The 23,753-nt window shown below is 66.2% G+C and carries 21 protein-coding genes; 11 read left to right on the top strand and 10 right to left on the bottom strand.

Annotation, left to right across the window (positions count from 1 at the left end; translation table 11 throughout):
- Positions 1–378 precede the first annotated feature (378 nt).
- The gene (locus WS49_RS10930; protein ID WP_059528315.1) at positions 379–1,986 is read left to right on the top strand and encodes a multicopper oxidase family protein; all 1,608 of its coding nucleotides are present in this window, start codon (positions 379–381) and stop codon (positions 1,984–1,986) included.
- 178 nt (positions 1,987–2,164) lie between these two features.
- Here the strand turns inward: WS49_RS10930 and WS49_RS10925 are convergent, their stop codons facing one another.
- Positions 2,165–2,368 (bottom strand): cold-shock protein, encoded by a 204-nt coding sequence (locus WS49_RS10925; protein ID WP_004196460.1) that lies wholly within the window; start codon positions 2,366–2,368, stop codon positions 2,165–2,167.
- A 57-nt stretch (positions 2,369–2,425) separates the two neighbouring features.
- Positions 2,426–2,626 carry a hypothetical protein gene (locus tag WS49_RS34955; RefSeq protein WP_156437253.1) on the bottom strand — a complete coding sequence of 67 codons (201 nt, stop codon included), beginning with the start codon at positions 2,624–2,626 and terminating at the stop codon, positions 2,426–2,428.
- A gap of 290 nt (positions 2,627–2,916) precedes the next feature.
- Here WS49_RS34955 and clpS point away from each other — a divergent pair, with 290 nt between their 5' ends.
- From clpS to WS49_RS10905, 4 genes are all read left to right on the top strand, one after another.
- A complete protein-coding gene (clpS, locus tag WS49_RS10920; protein ID WP_006398529.1) occupies positions 2,917–3,231 on the top strand; it encodes an ATP-dependent Clp protease adapter ClpS in 315 nt (104 codons plus the stop codon).
- On the top strand, positions 3,228–5,528 hold the full coding sequence (gene clpA / locus WS49_RS10915; protein WP_059527738.1) for an ATP-dependent Clp protease ATP-binding subunit ClpA: 2,301 nt from the start codon (positions 3,228–3,230) through the stop codon (positions 5,526–5,528). The genes clpS and clpA overlap by 4 nt, the downstream gene beginning before the upstream one ends.
- A gap of 103 nt (positions 5,529–5,631) precedes the next feature.
- Positions 5,632–7,011, top strand: a complete 1,380-nt coding sequence (locus WS49_RS10910) for an amino acid permease (RefSeq protein ID WP_059528313.1) — start codon at positions 5,632–5,634, stop codon at positions 7,009–7,011.
- 139 nt (positions 7,012–7,150) lie between these two features.
- Positions 7,151–7,921: a COG4705 family protein gene (locus WS49_RS10905; protein ID WP_059527736.1), complete on the top strand. Its 771-nt coding sequence runs from the start codon at positions 7,151–7,153 to the stop codon at positions 7,919–7,921.
- A gap of 54 nt (positions 7,922–7,975) precedes the next feature.
- Here WS49_RS10905 and dut read toward each other — a convergent pair whose 3' ends face one another.
- The 5 genes from dut to WS49_RS10880 form a co-directional block, all read right to left on the bottom strand.
- The gene (gene dut / locus WS49_RS10900) at positions 7,976–8,422 is read right to left on the bottom strand and encodes a dUTP diphosphatase (protein WP_059527733.1); all 447 of its coding nucleotides are present in this window, start codon (positions 8,420–8,422) and stop codon (positions 7,976–7,978) included.
- A gap of 55 nt (positions 8,423–8,477) precedes the next feature.
- The gene (gene coaBC, locus WS49_RS10895; RefSeq protein ID WP_059527730.1) at positions 8,478–9,689 is read right to left on the bottom strand and encodes a bifunctional phosphopantothenoylcysteine decarboxylase/phosphopantothenate--cysteine ligase CoaBC; all 1,212 of its coding nucleotides are present in this window, start codon (positions 9,687–9,689) and stop codon (positions 8,478–8,480) included.
- A 67-nt stretch (positions 9,690–9,756) separates the two neighbouring features.
- Positions 9,757–10,257 carry a signal peptidase II gene (gene lspA / locus WS49_RS10890; RefSeq protein WP_059527727.1) on the bottom strand — a complete coding sequence of 167 codons (501 nt, stop codon included), beginning with the start codon at positions 10,255–10,257 and terminating at the stop codon, positions 9,757–9,759.
- A 2-nt stretch (positions 10,258–10,259) separates the two neighbouring features.
- Entirely contained in the window at positions 10,260–13,097 is a 2,838-nt protein-coding gene (gene ileS / locus WS49_RS10885; protein WP_059527724.1) for an isoleucine--tRNA ligase, read from the bottom strand.
- A 102-nt stretch (positions 13,098–13,199) separates the two neighbouring features.
- On the bottom strand, positions 13,200–14,192 hold the full coding sequence (locus WS49_RS10880; protein WP_059527721.1) for a bifunctional riboflavin kinase/FAD synthetase: 993 nt from the start codon (positions 14,190–14,192) through the stop codon (positions 13,200–13,202).
- A 124-nt stretch (positions 14,193–14,316) separates the two neighbouring features.
- Between WS49_RS10880 and purN the strand changes: the two genes are divergently transcribed.
- The 6 genes from purN to nadC all read left to right on the top strand — a co-directional run bounded on the left by purN (position 14,317) and on the right by nadC (position 21,272).
- On the top strand, positions 14,317–14,979 hold the full coding sequence (gene purN / locus WS49_RS10875) for a phosphoribosylglycinamide formyltransferase (RefSeq protein WP_059527718.1): 663 nt from the start codon (positions 14,317–14,319) through the stop codon (positions 14,977–14,979).
- A complete protein-coding gene (locus WS49_RS10870; protein WP_059527715.1) occupies positions 14,976–16,238 on the top strand; it encodes an RsmB/NOP family class I SAM-dependent RNA methyltransferase in 1,263 nt (420 codons plus the stop codon). Before purN ends, WS49_RS10870 begins: the two co-directional genes overlap by 4 nt.
- A gap of 15 nt (positions 16,239–16,253) precedes the next feature.
- A complete protein-coding gene (locus tag WS49_RS10865) occupies positions 16,254–17,633 on the top strand; it encodes a mechanosensitive ion channel family protein (protein WP_059527712.1) in 1,380 nt (459 codons plus the stop codon).
- 219 nt (positions 17,634–17,852) lie between these two features.
- Positions 17,853–19,049, top strand: coding sequence for a DesA family fatty acid desaturase (locus WS49_RS10860; RefSeq protein ID WP_059527709.1), 1,197 nt, complete (start codon positions 17,853–17,855; stop codon positions 19,047–19,049).
- 208 nt (positions 19,050–19,257) lie between these two features.
- Positions 19,258–20,394, top strand: a complete 1,137-nt coding sequence (nadA, locus tag WS49_RS10855) for a quinolinate synthase NadA (RefSeq protein WP_059528311.1) — start codon at positions 19,258–19,260, stop codon at positions 20,392–20,394.
- Positions 20,391–21,272 (top strand): carboxylating nicotinate-nucleotide diphosphorylase, encoded by an 882-nt coding sequence (nadC, locus tag WS49_RS10850; protein WP_059527707.1) that lies wholly within the window; start codon positions 20,391–20,393, stop codon positions 21,270–21,272. The genes nadA and nadC overlap by 4 nt, the downstream gene beginning before the upstream one ends.
- A 92-nt stretch (positions 21,273–21,364) precedes the next feature.
- On the opposite strand, the gene nadB is transcribed toward nadC, so the two are convergent.
- The 3 genes from nadB to rpmB form a co-directional block, all read right to left on the bottom strand.
- The gene (gene nadB, locus WS49_RS10845) at positions 21,365–22,951 is read right to left on the bottom strand and encodes an L-aspartate oxidase (RefSeq protein WP_059527704.1); all 1,587 of its coding nucleotides are present in this window, start codon (positions 22,949–22,951) and stop codon (positions 21,365–21,367) included.
- 160 nt (positions 22,952–23,111) lie between these two features.
- Positions 23,112–23,279 (bottom strand): 50S ribosomal protein L33, encoded by a 168-nt coding sequence (gene rpmG / locus WS49_RS10840; protein WP_006478046.1) that lies wholly within the window; start codon positions 23,277–23,279, stop codon positions 23,112–23,114.
- 17 nt (positions 23,280–23,296) lie between these two features.
- Positions 23,297–23,530, bottom strand: coding sequence for a 50S ribosomal protein L28 (gene rpmB / locus WS49_RS10835; RefSeq protein ID WP_004186391.1), 234 nt, complete (start codon positions 23,528–23,530; stop codon positions 23,297–23,299).
- Positions 23,531–23,753: the final 223 nt, after the last annotated feature.

Below are 23,753 nucleotides of genomic sequence, written 5' to 3'. Positions count from 1 at the left end.
CAGGGACTTGTTCCGCATCGTGAAAAATTGGCGGGTTCGCATATGGGTGGCGCCAGGCAAGCCGATCGCGGGATGAGCGGCAGGGACGAATCGTCTCGACGGGGCGTGGCGAAAGCGGGCGGCGCCGATTGCGGTGAGGTGCCGCAGGACCTGGCGAAGATCGAAAACGCTCGATGATCCGAGTCCGGTCCGTTCGTCCGACCGGCCGCGCGCTGCGTCGTATCGACGCTCGCTCGCCGTCGCCGCGCCTCGCCCGGGGGCTGCGGTTATGATGACGCGGGCATCAGGATTCGCGTCGCGCACGAGCGCTTCTTCGTGCCGGCCGGCGCGAGCGTCGCGACGGCCGCGCGACGCAGCACGAATAACGAGGAACGATTGATGATACGGAGAACCTTCCTGTCGCGCGCCATCGGCGTTGCGGCGGCATCGCTGTTTGCGCGCACCGCCTGGGCGCAGCATGCCGGTCATACGGGCATGGCCGGCATGGATCAGATGGACGACATGCCGGGTATGTCGGGCATGTCAGGGATGGCAGACCACGCGCAGCACGCGAAACCGGCGCCGGCCGCGCTCGCGGCGGCCGATGCGCTGCCGTCCGGCGCGCCGCTCGCGTCGCTGCGCACGCTCGCGAACGAAAGCCGCGAGCCCGGCACGTTTCGCGCGACGCTGGTCGCCCAGCCGGTTGCGCGTCCGATGCTGCGCGGTGCGCGTCCGACGACGTTCTGGCAATTCGGCGCGGGCACGCAAGGGCCGGTGGTCGGGCCGCTGATCGACGTGCGCGAGGGCGACACGGTCGAAATCCGCTTCGTGAACAAGCTGCCGCAGCCGTCGACGATCCACTGGCACGGCCTGCCGGTGCCGCCCGACCAGGACGGCAACCCGTCGGATCCCGTCGCGCCGGGCGCATCGCGCGTGTATCGCTTCACGCTGCCGAAGGGGAGCGCCGGCACCTACTGGTATCACCCGCACCCGCACATGATGACCGCCGAGCAGGTGTTCCGCGGGCTGGCGGGCCCGTTCGTCGTGCGTGCCGCCGACGATCCGCTCGCCGGCTGGCCCGAGCGCAACCTGTTCGTGTCCGACCTGAAGCTCGCGCGCGACGGCACGATTGCGCCGAACGACATGATGGACTGGATGAACGGCCGCGAAGGTCAGTTCGTGCTGGTCAACGGTGCGCGCCGGCCGCGGATCGACGTCGCGGGCGACGAGCGCTGGCGCGTGTGGAACGCGTGCAGCGCGCGCTACCTGCGCGTTGCGTTCGACGACGGCCGAGCGTTCGAGCAGGTCGGCACCGACGGCGGGCTGTTCGATGCGCCGCGCCGCGTGACGTCGCTGGTGCTCGCGCCGGGCGAGCGCGCGGAACTGCTGGTGCGCGCGGGCGATCGCGCGTCACGCGCGGTGCTGCAGGTGGCCGAATACGACCGCCGCAAGATGGCGATGTCGCACGACGGCGGCCACGGCAGTCTGCCGCCCGATCCGGCGCTGCCGCTCGCCGACGTCACGTTCGTGCCGGCCGCCGCCCGTGCGCTGCCGGCCACGCTGCGCGCGGTGCCTGCCCTCGGCGAACCGGTTGCGCACAAGGAGGTCGCGTTCGGCGAGGAGATGGACATGGACGCGATGATGAACAGCCCGGCGCATGGCCGCCCGGCCGGGATGCGCTTCACGATCAACGGCGCGACCTACGCGCCGCACCGTGCGACGCTGACGAGCCGCCGCGGCGACGTCGAGCGGTGGGCGATTCGCAACGCCACCGACATGGATCACCCGTTCCATTTGCACGGCACGCAATTCCAGGTGATCGAGCGCGCATCGGACGGCACGCGCTCGAGCGAACCGTTCCGCGCGTGGCGCGACACCGTGAACGTGCGCAGCGGCGAGACCGTGACGATGCTCGTCAGGCAGGACATGCCCGGCGAGCGCATGTTTCACTGCCATATTCTCGAACACGAGGATCTCGGCATGATGGGCACGCTGAAGGTCGTGTAACGAGTATTGAATATGTTTCACGCGTATGACGGCATTCGATCTGCGCGTGAGACAAGACAATACATGTTCAATTATCGGGATTGAACGAAAAGGCCGGCCAATCGAATTAACGCGTGGCCGGCCTGAAAAAAAGAAACCCGGCGCAATGCCGGGTTTCTTCGTCTGATATCCGGTGCCTTTACGCGGCCTGGATGTTCGACGCTTGCTTGCCCTTCGGCCCTTGAACGACCTCGAAGCTAACCTTCTGGCCTTCCTTCAGGGTCTTGAAGCCCTGCATGTTGATGGCCGAGAAGTGCGCAAACAGATCTTCACCGCCCTCGTCGGGAGTGATGAAACCGAAGCCCTTCGCGTCGTTGAACCACTTAACGATACCAGTTGCCATTTTCCTACTTCCCCTGTCACACAGTCGCTGCTACTTACCACGAGCACGCTCGAAAAGCTAAACGACCGGAAAATACAGCCGTTCCCCCCTCACAAGCTCACCTTCGGCCTCTTTCATTTCGCCAACCGACGAGTTGAAAAAAGTGCCAGCTTGATTGTTGGCGCTCTTTATTTGAGTGTCAAGCGGAATTTTTAGACGGTTAGAGGGCCGTTGTAAAGAACCCATTTTCAGGGTTTTTCCGGCTTTGCTTTGCAGCATGCCGCCGAGCGCGCGGACTTGAAAAGTCGCATAATCGGCTCATATACCAGGCTCGAGTGACACGCGATCGAGTCGTCCCGGCTTGTGGGATACTGGATGCGGATGCGACGGTCCGGTGCGGTTTCCCCCTGACGGTTCGTGTTCCGCGCCACGCGTGAAAGCCGGCACCGCAGCCGGCTTTCGTATGGCACGAAGACGATCGCGAGTCGTCGGGAACCAGGGAGGGCGCCGGCCGGTCGGTCGGGTAATGGCAGGATTGCGGGCCTGTCCGAGTTGTTTAGAATGGGTGTATGGCGATTATCCCGGACAAGCAGGACAGCACCGTCCTGGAACGCAAGCAGCAGAAGCTCAAGCCGCCTTCGATGTACAAGGTGGTGCTGCTGAACGACGACTTCACGCCGATGGAGTTCGTCGTGATGGTCGTACAGGAGTATTTCAAGAAGGATCGCGAGACGGCCACGCAGATCATGCTGAAGGTCCATCGTGAAGGGCGAGGGGTTTGTGGGGTCTATACGCGGGACATCGCGTCGACCAAGGTTGAGCAAGTCGTTACCCATGCGCGGCAGGCCGGGCATCCGCTGCAGTGCGTGATGGAGGAAGCATGATTGCCCAGGAATTGGAAGTCAGCCTGCACATGGCGTTCATGGAAGCACGCCAGGCGCGCCATGAGTTCATTACGGTCGAGCATCTGCTGCTGGCCCTGCTGGATAATCCGACGGCAGCCGAGGTGTTGCGCGCGTGTGCGGCCAACATCGAGGACTTGCGTCAGAACCTGCGCAATTTCATCCACGACAACACACCTACCGTCCCGGGCACCGACGATGTCGATACCCAGCCGACGCTCGGTTTCCAGCGCGTGATCCAGCGCGCGATCATGCACGTCCAGTCGACGTCGAACGGCAAGAAGGAAGTCACCGGCGCGAACGTGCTGGTCGCGATCTTCGGCGAGAAGGACTCGCACGCCGTCTATTACCTGCAGCAGCAGGGCGTCACGCGCCTGGACGTGGTGAACTTCATTTCGCACGGCATCGCGAAGACGAACGGCGGCGAAGCCGCGAAGTCGGCCGACGCGAACGCGGAAAGCGAAGACGCGAACGCGCAAAAGGAAACCCCGCTCGCGCAGTTCACGCAGAACCTGAACCAGATGGCGAAGGACGGCCGCATCGATCCGCTGATCGGTCGCGAGCCGGAAGTCGAGCGCGTCGTGCAGGTGCTGTGCCGCCGCCGCAAGAACAATCCGCTGCTCGTCGGCGAAGCCGGCGTCGGCAAGACCGCGATCGCCGAAGGGCTCGCCTATCGCATCACGCGCGGCGAAGTGCCGGACATCCTCGCGAACGCACAGGTGTATTCGCTCGACATGGGCGCGCTGCTCGCGGGCACCAAGTATCGCGGCGACTTCGAGCAGCGTCTGAAGACGGTGCTGAAGGAGCTGAAGGAACGGCCGCACGCGATCCTGTTCATCGACGAAATTCACACGCTGATCGGCGCGGGCGCCGCTTCGGGGGGCACGCTCGACGCATCGAACCTGCTGAAGCCGGCGCTGTCGTCGGGCACGCTCAAGTGCATCGGCGCGACCACGTTCACCGAATATCGCGGCATCTTCGAAAAGGACGCGGCGCTGTCGCGGCGCTTCCAGAAGGTCGACGTGACGGAGCCGACCGTCGAGCAGACGGTCGCGATCCTGCGCGGGCTGAAGTCGCGCTTCGAGGAGCATCACGGCGTCAAGTATTCGTCGGGTGCGCTGTCGGCCGCGGCCGAGTTGTCGGCACGCTTCATCACCGACCGTCACCTGCCCGACAAGGCGATCGACGTGATCGACGAAGCGGGCGCCGCGCAGCGCATCCTGCCGAAGTCGAAGCAGAAGAAGACGATCGGCAAGAGCGAGATCGAGGAAATCATTTCGAAGATCGCGCGCGTGCCGGCGCAGAGCGTGTCGCAGGACGATCGCAGCAAGCTGCAGACGCTCGATCGCGACCTGAAGAGCGTCGTGTTCGGCCAGGATCCGGCGATCGACGCACTCGCGGCGTCGATCAAGATGGCGCGCGCGGGCCTCGGCAAGATGGACAAGCCGATCGGCGCGTTCCTGTTCTCCGGCCCGACGGGCGTCGGCAAGACCGAAGTGGCGCGCCAGCTCGCGTTCACGCTCGGCATCGAGCTGATCCGCTTCGACATGTCGGAATACATGGAGCGTCACGCGGTGAGCCGCCTGATCGGCGCGCCGCCGGGCTACGTCGGGTTCGACCAGGGCGGCCTCCTGACCGAAGCCGTCACGAAGAAGCCGCACTGCGTGCTGCTGCTCGACGAAATCGAGAAGGCGCATCCGGACATCTTCAACGTGCTGCTGCAGGTGATGGACCACGGCACGCTGACGGACAACAACGGCCGCAAGGCGGATTTCCGCAACGTCATCATCATCATGACGACGAATGCGGGCGCCGAGTCGATGCAGAAGGCGACGATCGGCTTCACGACGCGCCGCGAGACGGGCGACGAGATGACCGACATCAAGCGCCTGTTCACGCCGGAGTTCCGCAACCGTCTGGATGCGATCATCAGCTTCCGCTCGCTCGATGAGGAAATCATCATGCGCGTGGTCGACAAGTTCCTGATCCAGCTCGAGGAACAGCTGCACGAGAAGAAGGTCGACGCGCTCTTCACCGACGCGTTGCGCAAGCATCTCGCGAAGCATGGCTTCGACCCGCTGATGGGCGCGCGGCCGATGCAGCGGCTGATCCAGGACACGATCCGTCGCGCGCTGGCCGATGAACTGCTGTTCGGCAAGCTCGTCAATGGCGGTCACGTGACGGTCGACGTCGACGAAAACGACAAGGTGCAGTTGTCGTTCGACAAGCTGGCGAATCCGCCGCACAAGCCGAACGAAGAGACGGTCGAAGTCGAGTAAGCGATAATTCGTTGTTCATGCGAACGGCGCGGGAAGTTTTCCGCGCCGTTTCGCTTTATCTGGCGCCGGTGGCGCGATGGTGGTGCAGGGGAGTGGTAACGCGGTGACACAACAACAACGGTCGTTCGACAACATCGTCGCGCGCGAACAAGGATTGCGCCACGCGCTGACGTCGGGGCAGATGGCGATGATCGCGATCGGCGGTGCGATCGGCACGGGGCTGTTCCTCGGCAGCGGGTTCGCGATCGGGCTCGCGGGCCCGAGCGTGCTGGTTTCGTACGCGATCGGCGCGCTGATCGCGCTGCTGCTGATGGGCGCGCTCGCGGAAATGACGGTCGCGCATCCGACGGCCGGTTCGTTCGGTGCGTACGCCGAGCATTACGTCGGCCCGCTCGCGGGCTTTCTCGTGCGCTATGCGTACTGGTTCGCGGTCGTGTTCGCGATCGGCACCGAGATCAGCGCGATCGCCGTCTTCATGAAGTACTGGTTCCCCGCCGTCCCCGGCTGGTACTGGGTGATCGGCTTCTCCGCGCTGCTGATCGCGGTGAACCTCGCGAGCGTCACGCTGTACGGGGCGGTCGAATATGCGTTCTCGTTGCTGAAGATCGCGGCGATCGTCGTGTTCATCGCGCTCGGCGCGTACCTCGTGTGGTCGGCGCCGGCGGCTTCGGGCATCGGCTTCGCGAACTACACCGCGCACGACGGCTTCATGCCGAAAGGGCCGTGGGGCACCTGGGTCGCGGTGATCGTCGCGATCTTCAGCTACATGAGCATCGAGGCGGTCGCGATCGCGGCCGGCGAGGCGCGCGATCCGCAGCATGCGGTCACGCGCGCGTTCCGCTCGACGGTGTTCCGGCTCGTGCTGTTCTATCTGCTCACGCTGTCGCTGATGCTCGCGATCGTGCCCTGGACGCAGGCCGGCACCGACGAAAGCCCGTTCGTGAAGGTGATGGCCGCGACGCACGTGCCGTATGCGGCCGGCGTGATCAACTTCGTGTTGCTGATCGCGGCGCTGTCGGCGATGAACAGCCAGCTCTACGTGACGACGCGGATGATGTTCAGCCTGTCGCGCGCGCAGCTAGCGCCGGCCGTGTTCGGCCGGCTCGGCAACAACGGCGTGCCGCGTGCGGCGCTGTGGATCTCGACCAGCGGCGTCGCGGTCGCGGCGGTGCTGGTCGCGCTGTCGCCGGATACCGCGTTCACCGTGATGATGGCGATCGCGATGTTCGGCGCACTGTTCACATGGCTGATGATCTTCGTCACGCACCTGCGTTTTCGCGCGCAATATCGCGGCCCGGCGCTCGCGTTCCGGATGTGGGGGCACCCGTTCGGCAGCCTGCTCGGTGCGGGGCTCGTCGGCGCGATCCTGCTGACGACCGCTTTCACGCGCGAATTCCGGATGACGATGGTGGTCGGCGTCGTGTTCGTCGTGCTGCTGACGCTCGCGTACGCACTGCACTACCGGCACCGGCACGCGCGTTGACGCGTGGCTGCGCGCGCCGCGGCCGCGCGGCGCTGCCACACCGCTAAGGTTCCGTTAAGCCGGCGGCGACTACATTCGAACCTGTCCACGATCGGGCTGGCGCACGCCAGTCCGTCGCCATCTGTAAAAAGGGGTTCGAATGAACAAACTTCCTGAAATTACGCTCGCGTTCTGGATCATGAAGATCTGCGCGACGACGCTCGGCGAGACCGGTGGCGACCTGCTGTCGATGACGCTGAACGTCGGCTATGCGGTGAGCTCGATCCTGCTGTTCGGTTTCTTTCTCGTGACGCTGGGCGCCCAGCTCAGAACGACGCAGTATCGCCCGGCGATCTACTGGGCGGTGATCGTCGCGACGAGCACCGCCGGCACGACGATGTCCGATTTCATGGACCGGACGCTCGGCCTCGGCTATGCCGCCGGCTCGTCGATTCTCGTCGCGATCCTGCTGGCGATCTTCGCGGTATGGCGGCTGAGCGGCGAATCGCTGTCGGTCGACCTGATCCGCACGCGCAAGGTCGAACTGCTGTACTGGATCGCGATCCTGTTCTCGAACACGCTCGGCACCGCGCTCGGCGATTTTCTCGCGGACAGCTCGGGCCTCGGCTTCGGCGGCGGCGCGCTGCTGATCGGCGGGCTGCTCGCACTGATCGTGCTGGCCCACTATTTCACGCGCATTTCGGGCGTGCTGCTGTTCTGGGCCGCGTTCGTGCTCACGCGTCCGTTCGGGGCGACGGTCGGCGACCTGCTGACGAAACCGGTTGCCAAGGGCGGGCTCGCGCTCGGCACCGTCGGATCGTCGGCGGTGCTGCTCGGCGTACTCGTCGCGATGGTGATCTACGCGATCATCGTGCAGGCGCGGCGACGCGAGCTCGTGCCCGCGTGGATTGCGCAGACGGCCGATCGGTGAACGGTCGCGGAAAAAGGAAAGGGGCCGCGAGGCCCCTTTTTTTCACGGCGTCGTTCAGTGTCGGCCGGTGCTGCCGAAGCCGCCTTCGCCGCGATCGCTTTGCGCGAAGTCGTCGACGATGTTGAATTGCGCTTGCACGACCGGCACGATCACGAGTTGCGCGAGCCGCTCGAACGGGTTCAGCACGAACTCGGTTTGGCCGCGGTTCCACGTCGAGATCATCAGTTGGCCCTGGTAGTCGGAATCGATCAGGCCGACGAGGTTGCCGAGCACGATGCCGTGCTTGTGGCCGAGGCCCGAGCGCGGCAGGATCAGCGCCGCGTAGCCGGGATCCGCGAGGTGAATCGCGAGGCCGGTCGGCACGAGCGTCGTTTCGCCCGGCTGCAGCGTGACGGGCGCGTCGAGACACGCGCGCAGGTCGAGGCCCGCGCTGCCGGTGGTGGCGTAGGCGGGCAGGTAGTCGCGCATGCGCGTGTCGAGAATCTTCAGATCGAGTTTCATGCGGTCGTCGAATCGGTCGGGAAGGGCGCGGCGGCGCGGGCCGCCGCGCGGGTGATCAGATCAGGCGGTTGTCCGGCAGGCGCTTCGCGATTTCCGCGACGAGCACGTGCGCGAGTTCGTCCTTCGGGGCGCGCGGCAGGCGCGTGAGGCCGGCCGCCTCGAACAGCACGACTTCGTTGTCGTCGCGGCCGAACGTCAACGGGCCGAGATTGCCGACCAGGAGCGGCACGTTCTTGCGCTTGCGCTTCTCGTCGCCGTGCACGTCGAGGTCGCCGCTTTCGGCCGCGAACCCGACGCAATACGGCGGATCGGGCAGCGCCGCGACCGACGCGAGGATGTCCGGGTTCTCGACGAACGCGAGCGCCGGCATCTTGCGGTCGGCCGTCTTCTTCATCTTGTGCTCGGCCGGATGATCGACGCGCCAGTCGGCAACCGCGGCCACCGCGATGAAGATGTCGGCGTCGGACACGGCTTGCATCACCGCGTCGTACATCTGCTGTGCCGTCTGCACGTCCTGGCGGTAGACGCCCCACGGCGTGTCGAGCGCGACCGGCCCCGCGACGAGATGCACGTCGGCGCCGGCCTGCTGCGCGGCGCGCGCGAGCGCGAAGCCCATCTTGCCGCTCGAGCGGTTCGTGAGGCCGCGCACCGGATCGAGCGGCTCGAACGTCGGGCCGGCCGTGATCAGCACGCGACGGTGCGCGAGCACTTTCGGCGCGAAGTGCGCGACGATCGCTTCATAGATCGCCTCGGGTTCGAGCATGCGTCCGTCGCCGACTTCGCCGCACGCCTGCGCGCCCGAATCGGGGCCGAGCACCGTCACGCCGTCGGCGCGCAGTTGCGCGGCGTTGCGCTGCGTGGCCGGGTTCTGCCACATCTGGCGGTTCATTGCAGGCACGACGAGCAGCGGGCAGTCGCGCGCGATGCACAGCGTCGACAGCAGGTCGTCAGCGAATCCGTGCGCGAGCTTCGCGAGGAAATCCGTCGACGCGGGCGCGATCACGATCGCGTCGGCTTCGCGCGACAGGTCGATGTGCGCCATGTTGTTGTCGATGCGCGCATCCCACTGGCTCGTGTAGACGGGCCGGCCGGACAGCGCCTGCATCGTCACGGGCGTGATGAACTGCGTGGCGGCTTCGGTCATCGCGACCTGCACGGTCGCGCCCGCCTTCGTCAGCAGCCGGGTGAGCTCGGCGATCTTGTAGCAGGCGATGCCGCCCGTCAGGCCGAGAACGAGGTGTTTTCCTGCGAGTTCTGCGTGTGCCAACTCAGGCCTCCAAGGGTCAAACGGAACGGCCGGCGCGAAGCCGGCCGTCGACACCGAGTATGCGCGCTCAGCGCGAGCCGCGCACGCGACGCAGTTCGTCGTAGATCAGCAGCACCGCACCGATCGTGATCGCGGAATCGGCAAGGTTGAACGCCGGGAAGTGCCAGGCGCCGAGGTGGAAATCGAGAAAGTCGATCACGTGGCCGTAGATCAGCCGGTCGATCACGTTGCCGAGCGCGCCGCCGAGGATCAGCGCGAGCGACAGGCTGAACAGCCGCTGCTGGCCGTGACGGCGCAGCAGGAAGCAGATCACGAGCGTCGCGCCGATGCCGAGCGCGGTGAACGCCCAGCGTTGCCAGCCGCTCGCGGTCGACAGGAAGCCGAACGCGGCGCCGCGGTTGTACACCAGCACGAGGTTGAAGAACGACGTCAGCGCATGCTGCGCGCCGTACGCGAACGTTTTCAGGATCGCGATCTTCGACAGCTGGTCGAACAGGATCACGATCAGCGAAATGCCGAGCCAGGGCGCGAGCGCGCCGCTGGCCGGTTTCGACACAGTCTTCGCCATATTCAAGCAGCGCTCCGGTTTTCGCCGTTTTCAAACAGGTTCGAGAAGCAGCGGCCGCATAGCGTCGGGTGATCGGCGTGCGCGCCGACGTCCTCGCGGTAGTGCCAGCAGCGTTCGCACTTCTGGTACTTCGACGCCGCGACGTCGACGCTTTCCTGCGCTTCGTCGTCGACCTTCACGACCGTCGCCGCCGACGTGATCAGCACGAACTTCAGGTCTTCGCCGAGGCTCGCGAGGGCGTCGTAGCGCGCACCGCTCGCATGCACGGCCACTTCCGCCTGCAGCGACGAACCGATGCGGTTCGCGGTGCGTGCCTCCTCGAGCGCCTTCGTCACGTTGCCGCGCACGTCGCGCAGCAGCGCCCACTTCTCGATCAGCGCGGCCGCGCCGGCGACTTCCGGATACGTGTAGTAGGTTTCCGTGAACACGGTGTCGCTGGCCGGCTGGAACACCTTCCACGCTTCTTCCGCGGTGAACGACAGGAACGGCGCGAGCACGCGCAGCAGCCCGTGCGTCAGGTGGTACAGCGCGGTCTGCGCGGAGCGACGGGCGCGCGAATCGGGCGCGCTCGTGTACAGGCGGTCCTTCAGCACGTCGAGGTAGAAGCCGCCGAGGTCTTCCGAGCAGTACGTCTGCAGCTTCGCGACGACCGGATGGAACTCGTACTTCTCGTAGTGGCCGAGCAGTTCCGTCTGCAGTTGCGCGGAGAACGCGACCGCGTAGCGGTCGATCTCGAGCCATTCGCCGACCGGCACCGCGTGCTGCGCGAAGTCGAAATCCGACAGGTTCGCGAGCAGGAAGCGCAGCGTGTTGCGGATGCGGCGATAGCCTTCCGTCACGCGCTTCAGGATTTCCTCGGAGATCGCGAGCTCGCCCGAATAGTCGGTCGACGCGATCCACAGGCGGATGATTTCCGCGCCGAGACGGTTCGCGACTTCATGCGGATCGATGCCGTTGCCGAGCGACTTGCTCATCTTGCGGCCTTCGCCGTCGACCGTGAAGCCGTGCGTGAGCAGGCCCTTGTACGGCGCGCGGCCGTCGATCATCGACGCGGTCAGCAGCGACGAGTGGAACCAGCCGCGGTGCTGGTCCGAGCCTTCGAGGTACAGGTCGGCCGGGAACTGCAGCTGATCCTTGTGCGAGCCGCGCAGCACGTGCCAGTGCGTCGTGCCCGAGTCGAACCACACGTCGAGCGTGTCGCGGTTCTTTTCGTACAGGTTCGCGTCGTCGCCGATCAGCTCGCGCGGGTCGAGCGTCTGCCATGCCTCGATGCCCGACTGCTCGACGCGTTTCGCGACTTCCTCGAGCAGCTCGAGCGTGCGCGGGTGCAGCTCGCCGGTTTCCTTGTGCACGAAGAACGCCATCGGCACGCCCCATTGGCGCTGGCGCGACAGCGTCCAGTCGGGACGATTCGCGATCATGCTGAACAGGCGCTGCTTGCCCCACGACGGATAGAACGCGGTCGCCTCGACGCCTTCGAGCGCGGTTTCGCGCAGCGTCTTGCCGTCGTCGCGCGGCTTGACGTCCATGCCGGCGAACCACTGCGACGTCGCGCGATAGATGATCGGCGTCTTGTGGCGCCAGCAGTGCATGTAGCTGTGCGTGTACTTCTCGCTGCGCAGCAGCGAGCCGGCTGCGTTCAGCGCGTCGACGATCTTCGGGTTCGCGTCCCAGATCGACAGGCCGCCGAACAGCGGCAGCGATTCGATGTAGCGGCCGTCGCCCATCACCGGGTTGATGAAGTCCGAATCGGTCATCCCGTGCGCCTTGCACGACTGGAAGTCCTCGATGCCGTAGGCCGGCGACGAGTGCACGACGCCGGTACCCGTGTCGGTCGTCACGTAGTCGCCGAGGTAGACGGGCGCGGTGCGTTTGTAGCCGGGGTGGGCCGATGCGAGCGGGTGGTGGAAGCGCAGGTTCGCGAGCTTCACGCCGGGCGCGGTCGCGACGACGCGGCCCGCCAGCTTGAAGTCGGCCATGCAGGCTTCGACGCGTTCTTCCGCGATGATCAGCAGCCCGCGCTCGGTGTCGACCAGCGCGTAGACGATTTCCGGATGGAGGTTGAGCGCCTGGTTGGCGGGGATCGTCCACGGCGTGGTGGTCCAGATCACGATGCCGCCCTCGGCGCGCGGCAGCGCCGGCAGGCCGAACGCCTGCGCGGTCTTTTCCGGTTCCGCGAACGCGAACATCACGTCGATCGTCGGGTCGGTGCGGTCCTTGTACTCGACTTCCGCCTCGGCGAGTGCCGAGCCGCAGTCGAAGCACCAGTTCACCGGCTTCAGCCCGCGATACACGTAGCCCTTCTCGATGATCTTGCCGAGCGCGCGGATCTCTTCCGCCTCGTTGACGAAGTTCATCGTCTTGTACGGGTTCGACCAGTCGCCGAGCACGCCGAGGCGCTTGAAGCCGACCTTCTGCTTCTCGATCTGCTCGGTCGCGTACGCGCGCGCCTTGCTCATCACTTCGGCCGCCGGCAGCGACTTGCCGAACTGCTTCTCGATCTGGATCTCGATCGGCATCCCGTGGCAATCCCAGCCCGGCACGTACGGCGCGTCGAACCCGGCCATGTTGCGCGACTTCACGACGATGTCCTTCAGGATCTTGTTGACCGCGTGACCGAGGTGGATGTCGCCGTTCGCATACGGGGGGCCGTCGTGCAGGATGAACTTCGGCCGGCCCTGGCTGGCCGCGCGGATCTTGTCGTAGATGCCGCGCTCTTCCCATTCCTTGACCCACTGCGGTTCGCGCTTGGGCAGGTCGCCGCGCATCGGGAACGGCGTGTCGAGCAGGTTGACCGGATACTTGGCCTGCGGTTTCGAATCGGCTTTCTTGTTGCTCATGATGGGATCGCTATCTAAATCGGGGGACGCTCGTGCGTCGTGAATCGGGGATGCGCGCGTGTCGGCGGCGCGAGGGTGCGGCGCGGGGCGCCGCCGGCCGGATCAGCTAATTCGGTCGGTCGCCGATGTCGCGAAGCCGGTCGCGCGGCTGCCCGGCGCGCGGTCGCGCTCGATGAAGTACGCGCGCGCGTTCGCGACGTCCAGCGCGATCGCGCGCGACAGCGCCTCGAGATCGTCGAACTTCGCCTCGTCGCGCAGCTTCTTCAGGAATTCGACGCGGATGAGCTTGCCGTACGCGTCGCCGTGCCAGTCGAGCAGGTGGACTTCGAGCAGCACGCGGCCGGAATCGTCGACGGTCGGGCGCAGCCCGAGGCTCGCGACGCCCGGCAGCGGGGCGGGACCCAGGCCGTGCACCTGCACGACGAAGATGCCCGCGAGCGCCGGCCGCTTGTGTGCGATCGGCAGGTTCAGGGTCGGGAAGCCGAGGTCGCGGCCGAGCTTCAGCCCGTGCGCGACGTGGCCGCTGATCGCGTAGCCGTGGCCGAGCGCCTGCGCGGCCGCGTCGAGATCGCCCGCGGCGAGCGCGGCACGCACGCCCGAGCTGGAGATGCGCGTGCCGTCGCTGCCGGCGACCGTGCCCATCTGCTCGACCTCGAAGCCGTACTGCTCGCCGGCCGCCTTCAGTGTGTCGAAGGTGCCCGCGCGCTTCGCGCCGTAGCAGAAATCGTCGCCGACCATCATCCAGCGCGTGTGCAGCCCGCCGACCAGCGTGCGTTCGACGAACGCCTGCGGCGACTGGCTCGCGAACGTATGGTTGAAGTGCTCGACGACGACGCGGTCGACCCCGTGTTCGCGCAGCGCTTCCAGCTTGTCGCGCAGCATCGCGATGCGCGGCGGCGCGCCGGCCGGGTTGAAGAATTCGCGCGGATGCGGCTCGAAGGTCATCACGCACACGGGCAGGCCGCGCGCGTCCGCTGCCGCGCGCACGCGCGCGAGCAGGGCCTGGTGGCCGCGATGGACACCGTCGAAGTTGCCGATCGTCAGCGCGCACGGCGCGCGGCTCTCGGCGTTGGGCAGGCCGCGGAAGACTTTCACGATAGCGGATGCAGCGTCGGGGGAATGGGCGGTGGGATGCCGCAAAGCAGAAGATTATAAACGTTCGGGCGGCCCGGCGGCCGAGAAGGGGGGGAAACGCGGGGGCGAATGGTAAAATTCGCGGATGAAAAAACTCGTGATCCTGATTTCCGGTCGCGGCAGCAACATGGAGGCCATCGTCCGCGCGTGCGCGCAGGAGCGCTGGCCGGCCGAGGTCGCCGCCGTGATCGCCAACCGGCCCGACGCGGCCGGCCTGGCTTTTGCCGCGTCGCACGGGGTGGCGACCGCGGTGGTCGACCACCGGTCGTTCGACAGCCGCGACAGCTTCGACGCGGCACTCGCCGCCGAAATCGACCGCTTCGCGCCCGATCTCGTCGTGCTCGCCGGCTTCATGCGCATCCTCACGCCCGATTTCGTCAGACGATATGAAGGCCGGCTGCTGAACATCCACCCGTCGCTGCTGCCGAGCTTCAAGGGCATCCACACGCACCAGCAGGCGCTGGATGCCGGCGTCGCGCTGCATGGCGCGAGCGTGCATTTCGTGATTCCCGAACTCGACAGCGGCGCGATCGTCGCGCAGGGCGCGGTGCCCGTGCGCGCCGGCGACGACGCGGCCGCGCTCGCGCAGCGCGTGCTGACGGTCGAGCACGTGCTGTATCCGCGTGCGGTGCGCTGGTTCGTCGAGGGGCGCCTGCGCCTCGAGAACGGCCGGGCAGTGGTGGCGCCGGAAGAGGCGCGCTGGATTTTCGCGGATCAACCGCATACCGAAACGAGCGAGGGCGTATGAAGCTGCACGGATTCCTGATTGGCCAGACCGAGACCTTGCTGGCCGAGGTGCTGAAATTCACCGGCCCCGCCGACGCGACCACGAGCCGGTTCTTCCGCGCGCACCCGAAGCTCGGCCACGCCGAACGCGGCGTGATCGCCGAGGCGGTGTTCGCGGTGCTGCGCCGGAAGATGGAGTTTTCGCACCTGGCCGAGAGCGGCACGGGCAGCCCCGCGCGGCGCCTGACGTTGCTCGGCCTGATGCAGACGCTCGGCCGCAATGCGCTCAAGCCGTTCGTGTCCGACACCGAGGCCGCGTGGCTCGAGCACGTGTCGAAGATCGATCCGGCGAGCCTGCCGGTGCGCGTGCGCACGAACCTGCCGGACTGGATCTACCAGGCGCTGTCGGCCCGTTTCGACGCCGAGGAGCTCGCGCAGCTCGCCGCGGCGCTGAACTACCCGGCGCCGCTGGACCTGCGCGCCAACGCGCAGAAGGCGACGCGCGAACAGGTGATCGACGCGCTGCGCGCGAACGGCATCGACGCGGGCGAGACGCCGTTCGCGCCGCAGGGCGTGCGCGTCGTCGGCAAGCCGGCGCTCACGCGCCTGAAGCTGTTCGAGGAAGGCCAGATCGAGGTGCAGGACGAGGGCAGCCAGCTGCTGTGCTCGCTGGTCGCGCCGCGTCGCGGCGAGATGGTCGTCGATTTCTGCGCGGGCGCCGGCGGCAAGACGCTCGCGCTCGGCGCGATGATGCGCTCGACCGGGCGCCTGTATGCGTTCGACGTGTCGGAAAAGCGCCTCACGAAGCTGAAGCCGCGCCTCGCGCGCAGCGGGCTGTCGAACGTGAATCCGGTGCTGATCGACAGCGAGCACGACGCGAAGATCAAGCGGCTCGCCGGCAAGATCGACCGCGTGCTGGTCGACGCGCCGTGCAGCGGCCTCGGCACGCTGCGCCGCAACCCCGACCTCAAGTGGCGCCAGACGCGCACGTCGATCGAGGAGCTCACGCCGAAGCAGGCGTCGATCCTCTCGAGCGCGGCGCGTCTCGTGAAGAAGGGCGGCCGGCTCGTCTATGCGACCTGCAGCGTGCTCGACGCGGAGAACGAAGCGATCGTCGAGCAGTTCCTGGCTGACCATCCGGACTTCGTGCTGGTGCCCGCGCAGAAGGTGCTGGCCGACCAGCGCATCGCGCTCGAGACCGGCGACTACCTGTCGCTGTGGCCGCACCGCCATGCGACCGACGGCTTCTTCGCCGCGGTCCTCGAACGACGCGCGCAGTAACGGCAGGACCCACGGATGATGCAGAACCGCCTGCTGTCGCACCGGCTCGCGTCGGTGATCCGCGACTTCAACCAGCCCGTGATGATCTGGCAGGCGGCGATCCTCGTCGGCGCGCTGTGTTTCGCGTGGGTTGCCGCGCGCTTCGTGCACGGCCGCATCGACGCGCGCCGGCGCGCGGCCGGCCGGACGCCGGGCGCCGGTGCGCAAAGCCTGAAGCGCGCGCTGTTCCCGCTGTTCGGCGGCCTGTTCGTGCTGGCCGCGCAGCTTGGGTTCGACCCGTTCATGTCGACGTCGCTGCTGTCGCTCGCGCTCGTGCCGCTGTTCGGCATCGGGCTCATCTACGTGCTGTTCTTCTTCGCGCGGCGCGTGTTCGCGCGCGACGGCCATACGCATGCGTGGCTGTCGATCGTCGAGAAGATCGTGTCGGTGATCGTGTGGGCGGCGATGGTGCTGACGGTGCTCGGGATCCAGCGCGACGTGATCGCGTGGCTCGACAGCGTGCAGTTCCGCGTCGCGAATGCGCACCTGACGCTGCTGTCGGTGATTTCCGGCGCGTTGTGGGTGTGCGTGACGCTGATGGTCGCGATGTGGCTCGGCTCGGTGCTGGAGGAGCGCCTCGCGCGCGCCACCACGCTCGACGCGAACCTGAAGGTCGTGATGTCGCGGGTTGGCCGCGCGCTGCTCGTGTTCGCGGCGATCCTGATCGGGCTGTCGCTCGTCGGCATCGACGTGACGGTGCTCGGCGTGTTCGGCGGCGCGGTGGGCGTCGGCCTCGGCTTCGGGCTGCAGAAGATCGCCAGCAATTACGTGTCGGGCTTCATCATCCTGCTCGACCGCTCGCTGCGGCTCGGCGACGCGATCAGCGTCGGCGGGCTGCAGGGCGTCGTCACGCAGATCCGCACGCGTTATACGGTCGTGCGCGGCCTCGACGGCAACGAGACGCTGATCCCGAACGAGAAGCTGATCACCGACGTCGTGCAGAACCAGTCGTCATACCTGACGCGCGGCTACGCAAAGGTCGCCGTGCAGGTTGCCTATACCAGCGACGTCGAGCAGGCGCTCGCGGTGCTCGCGGAAGCCGCGAAGGACGTGCCGCGCGTGCTCGCGGACCCGGCGCCGGCCCCGTACCTGGTCAGCTTCGGCGCGGACGGGATCGATCTGGAGCTCGGCTTCTGGATCGAGGATGCGGCGAAAGGCACGTCGGGCGTGCGTTCGTCCGTGAACCGGAACATCTGGCGGCTTTTCAGCGAGCACGGAATCTCGATTCCGTTCCCGCAGCGCGAAGTGCGCGTGGTCGGCCTGCCGGACGGTCTGGGCGCGACCGGCGCGGTGGCGGACGGGATGCCCATGGCGGTGGTCGGCGGTGCGGCGGATGGGCGGGCGTCGGCGGCCTAGGCGCGAATCGGGCGAATCGGGCGAATCGGGCGGTCAGAACCGGATCGTGGCGCTTTCCCGGTCCGCCGATGGACTGTTTGCGTTGCGTCAAGACAAGAAAATATTCATTTTTTACAAAGACTTGGAACGGTTGAAGTAAAATTCCGGTCTACACGCGGTATGCTTTCATTTTTATGACGTCGGCTTGCGCCGGCATCGCTCTCACCACAGGTAACTGCCTTGTTGAATTCCCTGCTCGATTTTCTTTCCCACGGGCTCCTGCGCTTTTCGTGGTGGCAGGTCGCGTTGTTCGCGCTCGCCGTCACGCACGTCACGATCATCGGTGTGACGGTCTACCTGCACCGCTGCCAGGCGCACCGCGCGCTGGAGCTGCACCCGATCGCGAGTCACTTCTTCCGTGCCTGGCTGTGGATGACGACCGGCATGCTGACGGGCCAGTGGGCCGCGATCCATCGCAAGCACCACGCGAAGTGCGAAACCGAGGAAGATCCGCACAGCCCGCAGACGCGCGGCATCTGGAAGGTGTTCCTCGAAGGCGCCGAGCTGTATCGCGCGGAAGCGAAGAACGAAGAAACGATGCGCAAGTTCAGCCACGGCACGCCGAATGACTGGATCGAGCGCAATCTGTACTCGAAGTACCCGATCCTCGGCGTGAGCCTGATGATGGTGATCGACATCGCGCTGTTCGGCGTGCTCGGCCTGACCGTGTGGGCCGTGCAGATGGTCTGGATCCCGTTTTGGGCCGCGGGTGTCGTGAACGGCTTCGGCCACTTCTGGGGCTACCGCAACTTCAACTCGGCCGATGCGAGCACGAACCTGTTCCCGTGGGGCATCGTGATCGGCGGCGAAGAGCTGCACAACAACCACCACACGTTCGCGACGTCGGCGAAGCTGTCGAACAAGTGGTACGAGTTCGACATCGGCTGGATGTACATCCGCATCATGTCGGCATTCGGTCTCGCGAAGGTGAAGAAGGTTGCGCCGACGCCGCGTCTGAACAAGCCGAAGACGGTGCTCGACCAGGAAACGCTGCAGGCCGTGCTGTCGAACCGTTACGAAGTGATGGCGCGCTACGGCAAGGCCGTGAAGCGTGCGTACCGCCAGGAGCTCGCGCATCTGAAGGAACTCGGTTCGAGCGAGAAGTACCAGCTGATGCGCGGCGCGCGCAAGTGGTTCCACAAGGACGCCGACGGCCTCGACGAGCCGCAGAAGAAGCTGCTGCCGGAGATTTTCGCGAACAGCCAGAAGCTGCATACGTACTTCCAGCTGCGCCAGGATCTGGCCGCGATCTGGGATCGCTCGACCGCCTCGCGCGAACAACTGCTCGCGCAATTGCAGGATTGGTGCCATCGCGCGGAACAAAGCGGCATCAAGGCGCTGCAGGAATTTGCGACGCGCCTGCGTCGCTACGCCTGATTCGAAATCGATTAGAATCTCAGGACGTCACAAACCCCGCGTTGGCGGGGTTTTTTCATTTGGGCGGCCGGTTTTCGAAGGGCGACCCGACGTGCCGGAATTCGCATGAGGCTCGGGGCCGCGCCGACGTGGCGCCCCGGGGCAAGCGTAGAGGATGGGGCCAGAGCAGGTGCTCACGCGCTAGCTCTGGTCGACAGGAGATATGGAGATGCAATCGACGATCAAACCCGTCGAGTACGACCGGCCGGTCTCGGCAGGGACCGTCTGCGGCGTGGGCCAGGCGTGGGCCAAGGTGCCCGAGGCACCGTCCGCCGAAGAACGCACCGCACTGAAGACGCGCATCAAGGCGCTGCTCGCGCGTGAAAAGGCCGTGCTCGTCGCTCACTACTACGTGGATGCCGAGCTGCAGGAACTGGCCGACGAAACCGGCGGCTGCGTCGCCGATTCGCTCGAAATGGCCCGCTTCGGCCGCGACCACGACGCACAGACGCTCGTCGTCGCCGGCGTGCGCTTCATGGGCGAAACCGCGAAGATCCTGAGCCCCGGCAAGCGCGTACTGATGCCCGATCTCGACGCGACCTGCTCGCTCGATCTCGGCTGCCCGGTCGACGAATTCTCCGCGTTCTGCGATGCGCATCCCGACCGCACCGTCGTCGTCTACGCGAATACCAGCGCCGCCGTGAAGGCGCGCGCCGACTGGATGGTCACGTCGTCGATCGGCCTCGAGATCGTCGCCGACCTGCACGCACGGGGCGAGAAGATCATCTGGGCGCCCGATCGCCATCTCGGCAGCTACATCCAGAAGAAAACCGGCGCGGACATGCTGTTGTGGCAGGGTTCGTGCCTTGTCCACGACGAATTCAAGGGCATCGAGCTCGACCTGCTGCGCGCCGAGTATCCGGACGCGAAGGTGCTCGTGCATCCCGAGTCGCCGGAAAACGTCGTCGCGCAGGCGGACGTCGTCGGCTCGACGACGCAGCTGATCGACGCTGCCGTGAAGTTCGACGCGACGCACTTCATCGTCGCGACCGACCTCGGCATCCTGCACAAGATGCAGCTCGCGGCGCCCGGCAAGACCTTCATTGCCGCGCCGACGGCCGGCAACAGCGCGACCTGCAAGAGCTGCGCCCATTGCCCGTGGATGGCGATGAACGGCCTCGCGAACCTCGCCGACGTGCTCGAGCGCGGTCACAACGAGATCTTCGTCGATCCCGCGATCGGCGCGCGCGCGCGTCTGCCGATCGACCGGATGCTCGATTTCGCAGCGGCGCACAAGAAGCGCGTGCAGGCGAGCGGCGATCTGCAGCGCGATCAGCAACTGTTTGCGAACGTGGGGGCTGCATGACCAGCGCAGTCTCTCCGTTGTTCGAAGCCGTGCGCGCCCAATACGGCACGGCATTCGACGAAGCGATCGCGCGCAACGTCGCCGATGCGATCGCCGAAGACGTCGGCACCGGCGACCAGACCGGGCGGCTCGTGCCGGCAGGCGAGCGGCGCCGTGCGCGCATCATCGTGCGCGAGGAGGCGGTGTTGTGCGGCGTGCCGTGGTTCGAGGCCGTCGTCGCGCGGATCGATCCGTCGATCGTCGTGCAGTGGCAGTATCGCGAAGGCGACCGGATGACGCCGGATTCGACGGTCTGCGAACTCGAAGGGCCGGCGCGCGCGCTGTTGACGGCCGAGCGCAACGGGCTGAACTTCCTGCAACTGCTGTCGGGCGTCGCGAGCGCGACGCGTCGTTACGTCGATCGCGTCGAAGGCACGCGCGCGAAGATCCTCGATACGCGCAAGACCCTGCCGGGCCTGCGGCTCGCGCAGAAGTACGCGGTGCGCGTCGGAGGCGGCGAGAACCAGCGTCTCGCGCTGTACGACGGCATCCTGATCAAGGAAAACCATATCGCGGCGGCCGGCGGTGTCGGCGAGGCGCTCGATGCGGCGTTCGCACTCGATGCCGGCGTGCCGGTGCAGGTCGAAGTTGAGACGCTCGCGCAGCTCGACACGGCGCTCGCGCATGGCGCGCAGTCGGTACTGCTCGACAACTTCACACTCGACATGATGCGCGAGGCGGTGCGCGTCGCGTCCGGCAAGGCCGTGCTCGAGGTGTCGGGCGGTGTCAATTTCGATACGGTGCGCACGTTCGCGGAGACGGGCGTCGACCGCATCTCGATCGGCGCGCTGACGAAGGACGTGCACGCGACCGACTATTCGATGCGGATCGTCGACTGACCGCACGACATACCATCTGACGAAAAAACGCCGCTGGCGCTCAAACGCCAGCGGCTTTTTTTCGTGGGCTGCAAGCCGGAAGGGCGTGCCGCTCAGCGGCGCGAGCGGGGCGTGAGCACGCTCGGCAGCGCCTTCGGCAACGTGTGCGGCCAGTCGCGGCTGTAGTGCAGCCCGCGGCTTTCGCGGCGCGAATACGCGCTCTTCACGATCAGCGTCGCGACGTCGACAAGATTGCGCAGTTCGAGCAGGTCGCGCGTCACGCGGAAGTTCGCGTAGTACTCGTGGATCTCGTCGCGCAGCAGCGACAACCGGTGCTTCGCGCGCTCGAGACGCTTGTCGGTACGCACGATGCCGACGTAGTTCCACATCAGCCGGCGCAGTTCGTCCCAGTTGTGCGCGACGACGACTTCCTCGTCCGCATCCGACACGCGGCTTTCGTCCCATGCGGGCAGCGTGCCCGGCGTGTCGGCGTCGAAGCCGGCCGCCTCGATTGCCTCGGCCGCCGCGCGGCCGATCACGAGACATTCGAGCAGTGAATTGCTCGCAAGCCGGTTCGCGCCGTGCAGCCCCGTGTACGACGTCTCGCCGACCGCATACAGGCCCGCGAGATCGGTGCGTCCCGCGAGGTCGGTGACGACGCCGCCGCACGTGTAGTGCGCGGCCGGCACGACCGGAATCGGCTGCTTCGCGATGTCGATGCCGAATTCGAGGCAGCGCGCGTGGATCGTCGGGAAGTGTTCGCGCAGGAAGGCTTCCGGCTGGTGGCTGATGTCGAGGTACACGCAGTCGATCCCGCGCTTCTTGATCTCGAAGTCGATCGCGCGCGCGACGATGTCGCGCGGCGCGAGTTCCGCGCGCGGATCGTGCGCGGGCATGAAGCGCGTGCCGTCCGGCAGCTTCAGCAGGCCGCCTTCGCCGCGCACGGCTTCCGAAATCAGGAACGATTTCGCGTACGGATGGAACAGGCAGGTCGGGTGAAACTGGATGAATTCCATGTTCGACACGCGGCAGCCCGCGCGCCACGCCATCGCGATGCCGTCGCCGGTCGCGGTGTCGGGGTTCGTCGTGTACAGGTAGACCTTGCCGGCGCCGCCGGTCGCGAGCACCGTGTGCGGCGCCTCGATCGTGATCGTGCGATCGTTGTCGACGTCGAGCGCATACAGCCCGTGACAGCGGCGGCCGGGCAGCCCGAGCCGGTCCGACGTGATCAGGTCGATCGCATGGTGGTTTTCGAAGAACGTGATGTTCGGATGCTGGCGCGCGCGGTCGGAGAGCGTCGCGAGCACCGCATGGCCGGTCGCGTCGGCCGCGTGGATGATTCGACGGTGGCTGTGGCCGCCTTCGCGCGTCAGATGGAAACCGAGTTCGGCCGCATCGTCCTTCGTGAACGGCACACCCTGCGAGATCAGCCACTCGATCGCTTCGCGGCCGTGCTCGACGATGTAGCGCGTCGCGCCTTCGTCGCACAGGCCGCCGCCGGCGACCAGCGTGTCGTCGACGTGGTTCTCGATGCTGTCCGCCGAATCGAGGACGGCCGCGATGCCGCCTTGCGCGTTATCGCTTGCCCCCTCCATCATCGAACGTTTCGCGATCAGCGCGACACGTCGCGTGCTGGCCAGGTTGAGTGCGACCGACAGCCCTGCCAGGCCGCTGCCGACGATCGCCACGTCGAATTTCATGCTGCATCTCCATCGTTACGCTTTAGCTCTTGTGCGTTCCGTCGGCCGTGGCCGCGGAAAGGGGAGAGCATACCGCGTCGGGCCCGCGCGTGCGCGCAAAACAAAAAGCCCCGCATGTGCGGGGCTTTTTGGTCGCCGTCAGGCTGGCAGAAACCGGAGATTACTTGATCTTGGTTTCTTTGTATTCCACATGCTTGCGGACGACGGGATCGAACTTCTTGATCGCCATCTTTTCCGGCATGTTGCGCTTGTTCTTCGTGGTCGTGTAGAAGTGACCCGTACCAGCGGTCGACTCGAGCTTGATCTTGTCGCGTGCGCCTTTTGCCATGATTGTGCTCCTTGGGCTTAGGCTTCGCCGCGTGCGCGCAGGTCAGCGAGCACGGAATCGATGCCGTTCTTGTCGATCAGGCGCAGGCCGGCGTTCGAGACGCGCAGGCGCACCCAGCGGTTTTCGCTCTCCACCCAGAACCGGCGGTTTTGCAGGTTCGGCAGGAAGCGGCGCTTCGTCTTGTTGTTTGCGTGGGAAACGTTGTTGCCGCTCATCGGCGCTTTCCCAGTTACTTGGCATACGCGTGCCATGAGAGCACTCCTAATACGCTAAATTCGGGGTTCGATCGCCGATGAAGGTTCCATCGTACCGCCACGTGATCCATGGCTGCACTCAGAACGCCGAAGCCTTTACAGACAAGGCCCTTCGATGGCTAGAACTGGTTGGAAAAAAGACAGACGACGATTCTAGCAGAAAAAGTTCAGAAAAATCAAACCCAATTTCGCTTCGTCGTTGCGGCCACCCCGGGCGGGT

Source organism: Burkholderia sp. RF7-non_BP4 (assembly GCF_001521935.1).
GTDB lineage: Bacteria > Pseudomonadota > Gammaproteobacteria > Burkholderiales > Burkholderiaceae > Burkholderia > Burkholderia diffusa.
This window is presented reverse-complemented; position numbering and strand designations above follow the sequence as displayed.

Bases quoted from the DNA above. Each gene is read 5' to 3' on its own strand.
- WS49_RS10930 (WP_059528315.1), top strand. From the start codon at position 379: ATGATACGGAGAACCTTCCTGTCGCGCGCCATCGGCGTTGCGGCGGCA.
- WS49_RS10925 (WP_004196460.1), bottom strand. From the start codon at position 2,368: ATGGCAACTGGTATCGTTAAGTGGTTCAACGACGCGAAGGGCTTCGGT.
- WS49_RS34955 (WP_156437253.1), bottom strand. From the start codon at position 2,626: ATGCTGCAAAGCAAAGCCGGAAAAACCCTGAAAATGGGTTCTTTACAA.
- clpS (WP_006398529.1), top strand. From the start codon at position 2,917: ATGGCGATTATCCCGGACAAGCAGGACAGCACCGTCCTGGAACGCAAG.
- clpA (WP_059527738.1), top strand. From the start codon at position 3,228: ATGATTGCCCAGGAATTGGAAGTCAGCCTGCACATGGCGTTCATGGAA.
- WS49_RS10905 (WP_059527736.1), top strand. From the start codon at position 7,151: ATGAACAAACTTCCTGAAATTACGCTCGCGTTCTGGATCATGAAGATC.
- dut (WP_059527733.1), bottom strand. From the start codon at position 8,422: ATGAAACTCGATCTGAAGATTCTCGACACGCGCATGCGCGACTACCTG.
- lspA (WP_059527727.1), bottom strand. From the start codon at position 10,257: ATGGCGAAGACTGTGTCGAAACCGGCCAGCGGCGCGCTCGCGCCCTGG.
- ileS (WP_059527724.1), bottom strand. From the start codon at position 13,097: ATGAGCAACAAGAAAGCCGATTCGAAACCGCAGGCCAAGTATCCGGTC.
- purN (WP_059527718.1), top strand. From the start codon at position 14,317: ATGAAAAAACTCGTGATCCTGATTTCCGGTCGCGGCAGCAACATGGAG.
- WS49_RS10870 (WP_059527715.1), top strand. From the start codon at position 14,976: ATGAAGCTGCACGGATTCCTGATTGGCCAGACCGAGACCTTGCTGGCC.
- WS49_RS10865 (WP_059527712.1), top strand. From the start codon at position 16,254: ATGATGCAGAACCGCCTGCTGTCGCACCGGCTCGCGTCGGTGATCCGC.
- nadA (WP_059528311.1), top strand. From the start codon at position 19,258: ATGCAATCGACGATCAAACCCGTCGAGTACGACCGGCCGGTCTCGGCA.
- nadC (WP_059527707.1), top strand. From the start codon at position 20,391: ATGACCAGCGCAGTCTCTCCGTTGTTCGAAGCCGTGCGCGCCCAATAC.
- nadB (WP_059527704.1), bottom strand. From the start codon at position 22,951: ATGAAATTCGACGTGGCGATCGTCGGCAGCGGCCTGGCAGGGCTGTCG.
- rpmG (WP_006478046.1), bottom strand. From the start codon at position 23,279: ATGGCAAAAGGCGCACGCGACAAGATCAAGCTCGAGTCGACCGCTGGT.
- rpmB (WP_004186391.1), bottom strand. From the start codon at position 23,530: ATGGCACGCGTATGCCAAGTAACTGGGAAAGCGCCGATGAGCGGCAAC.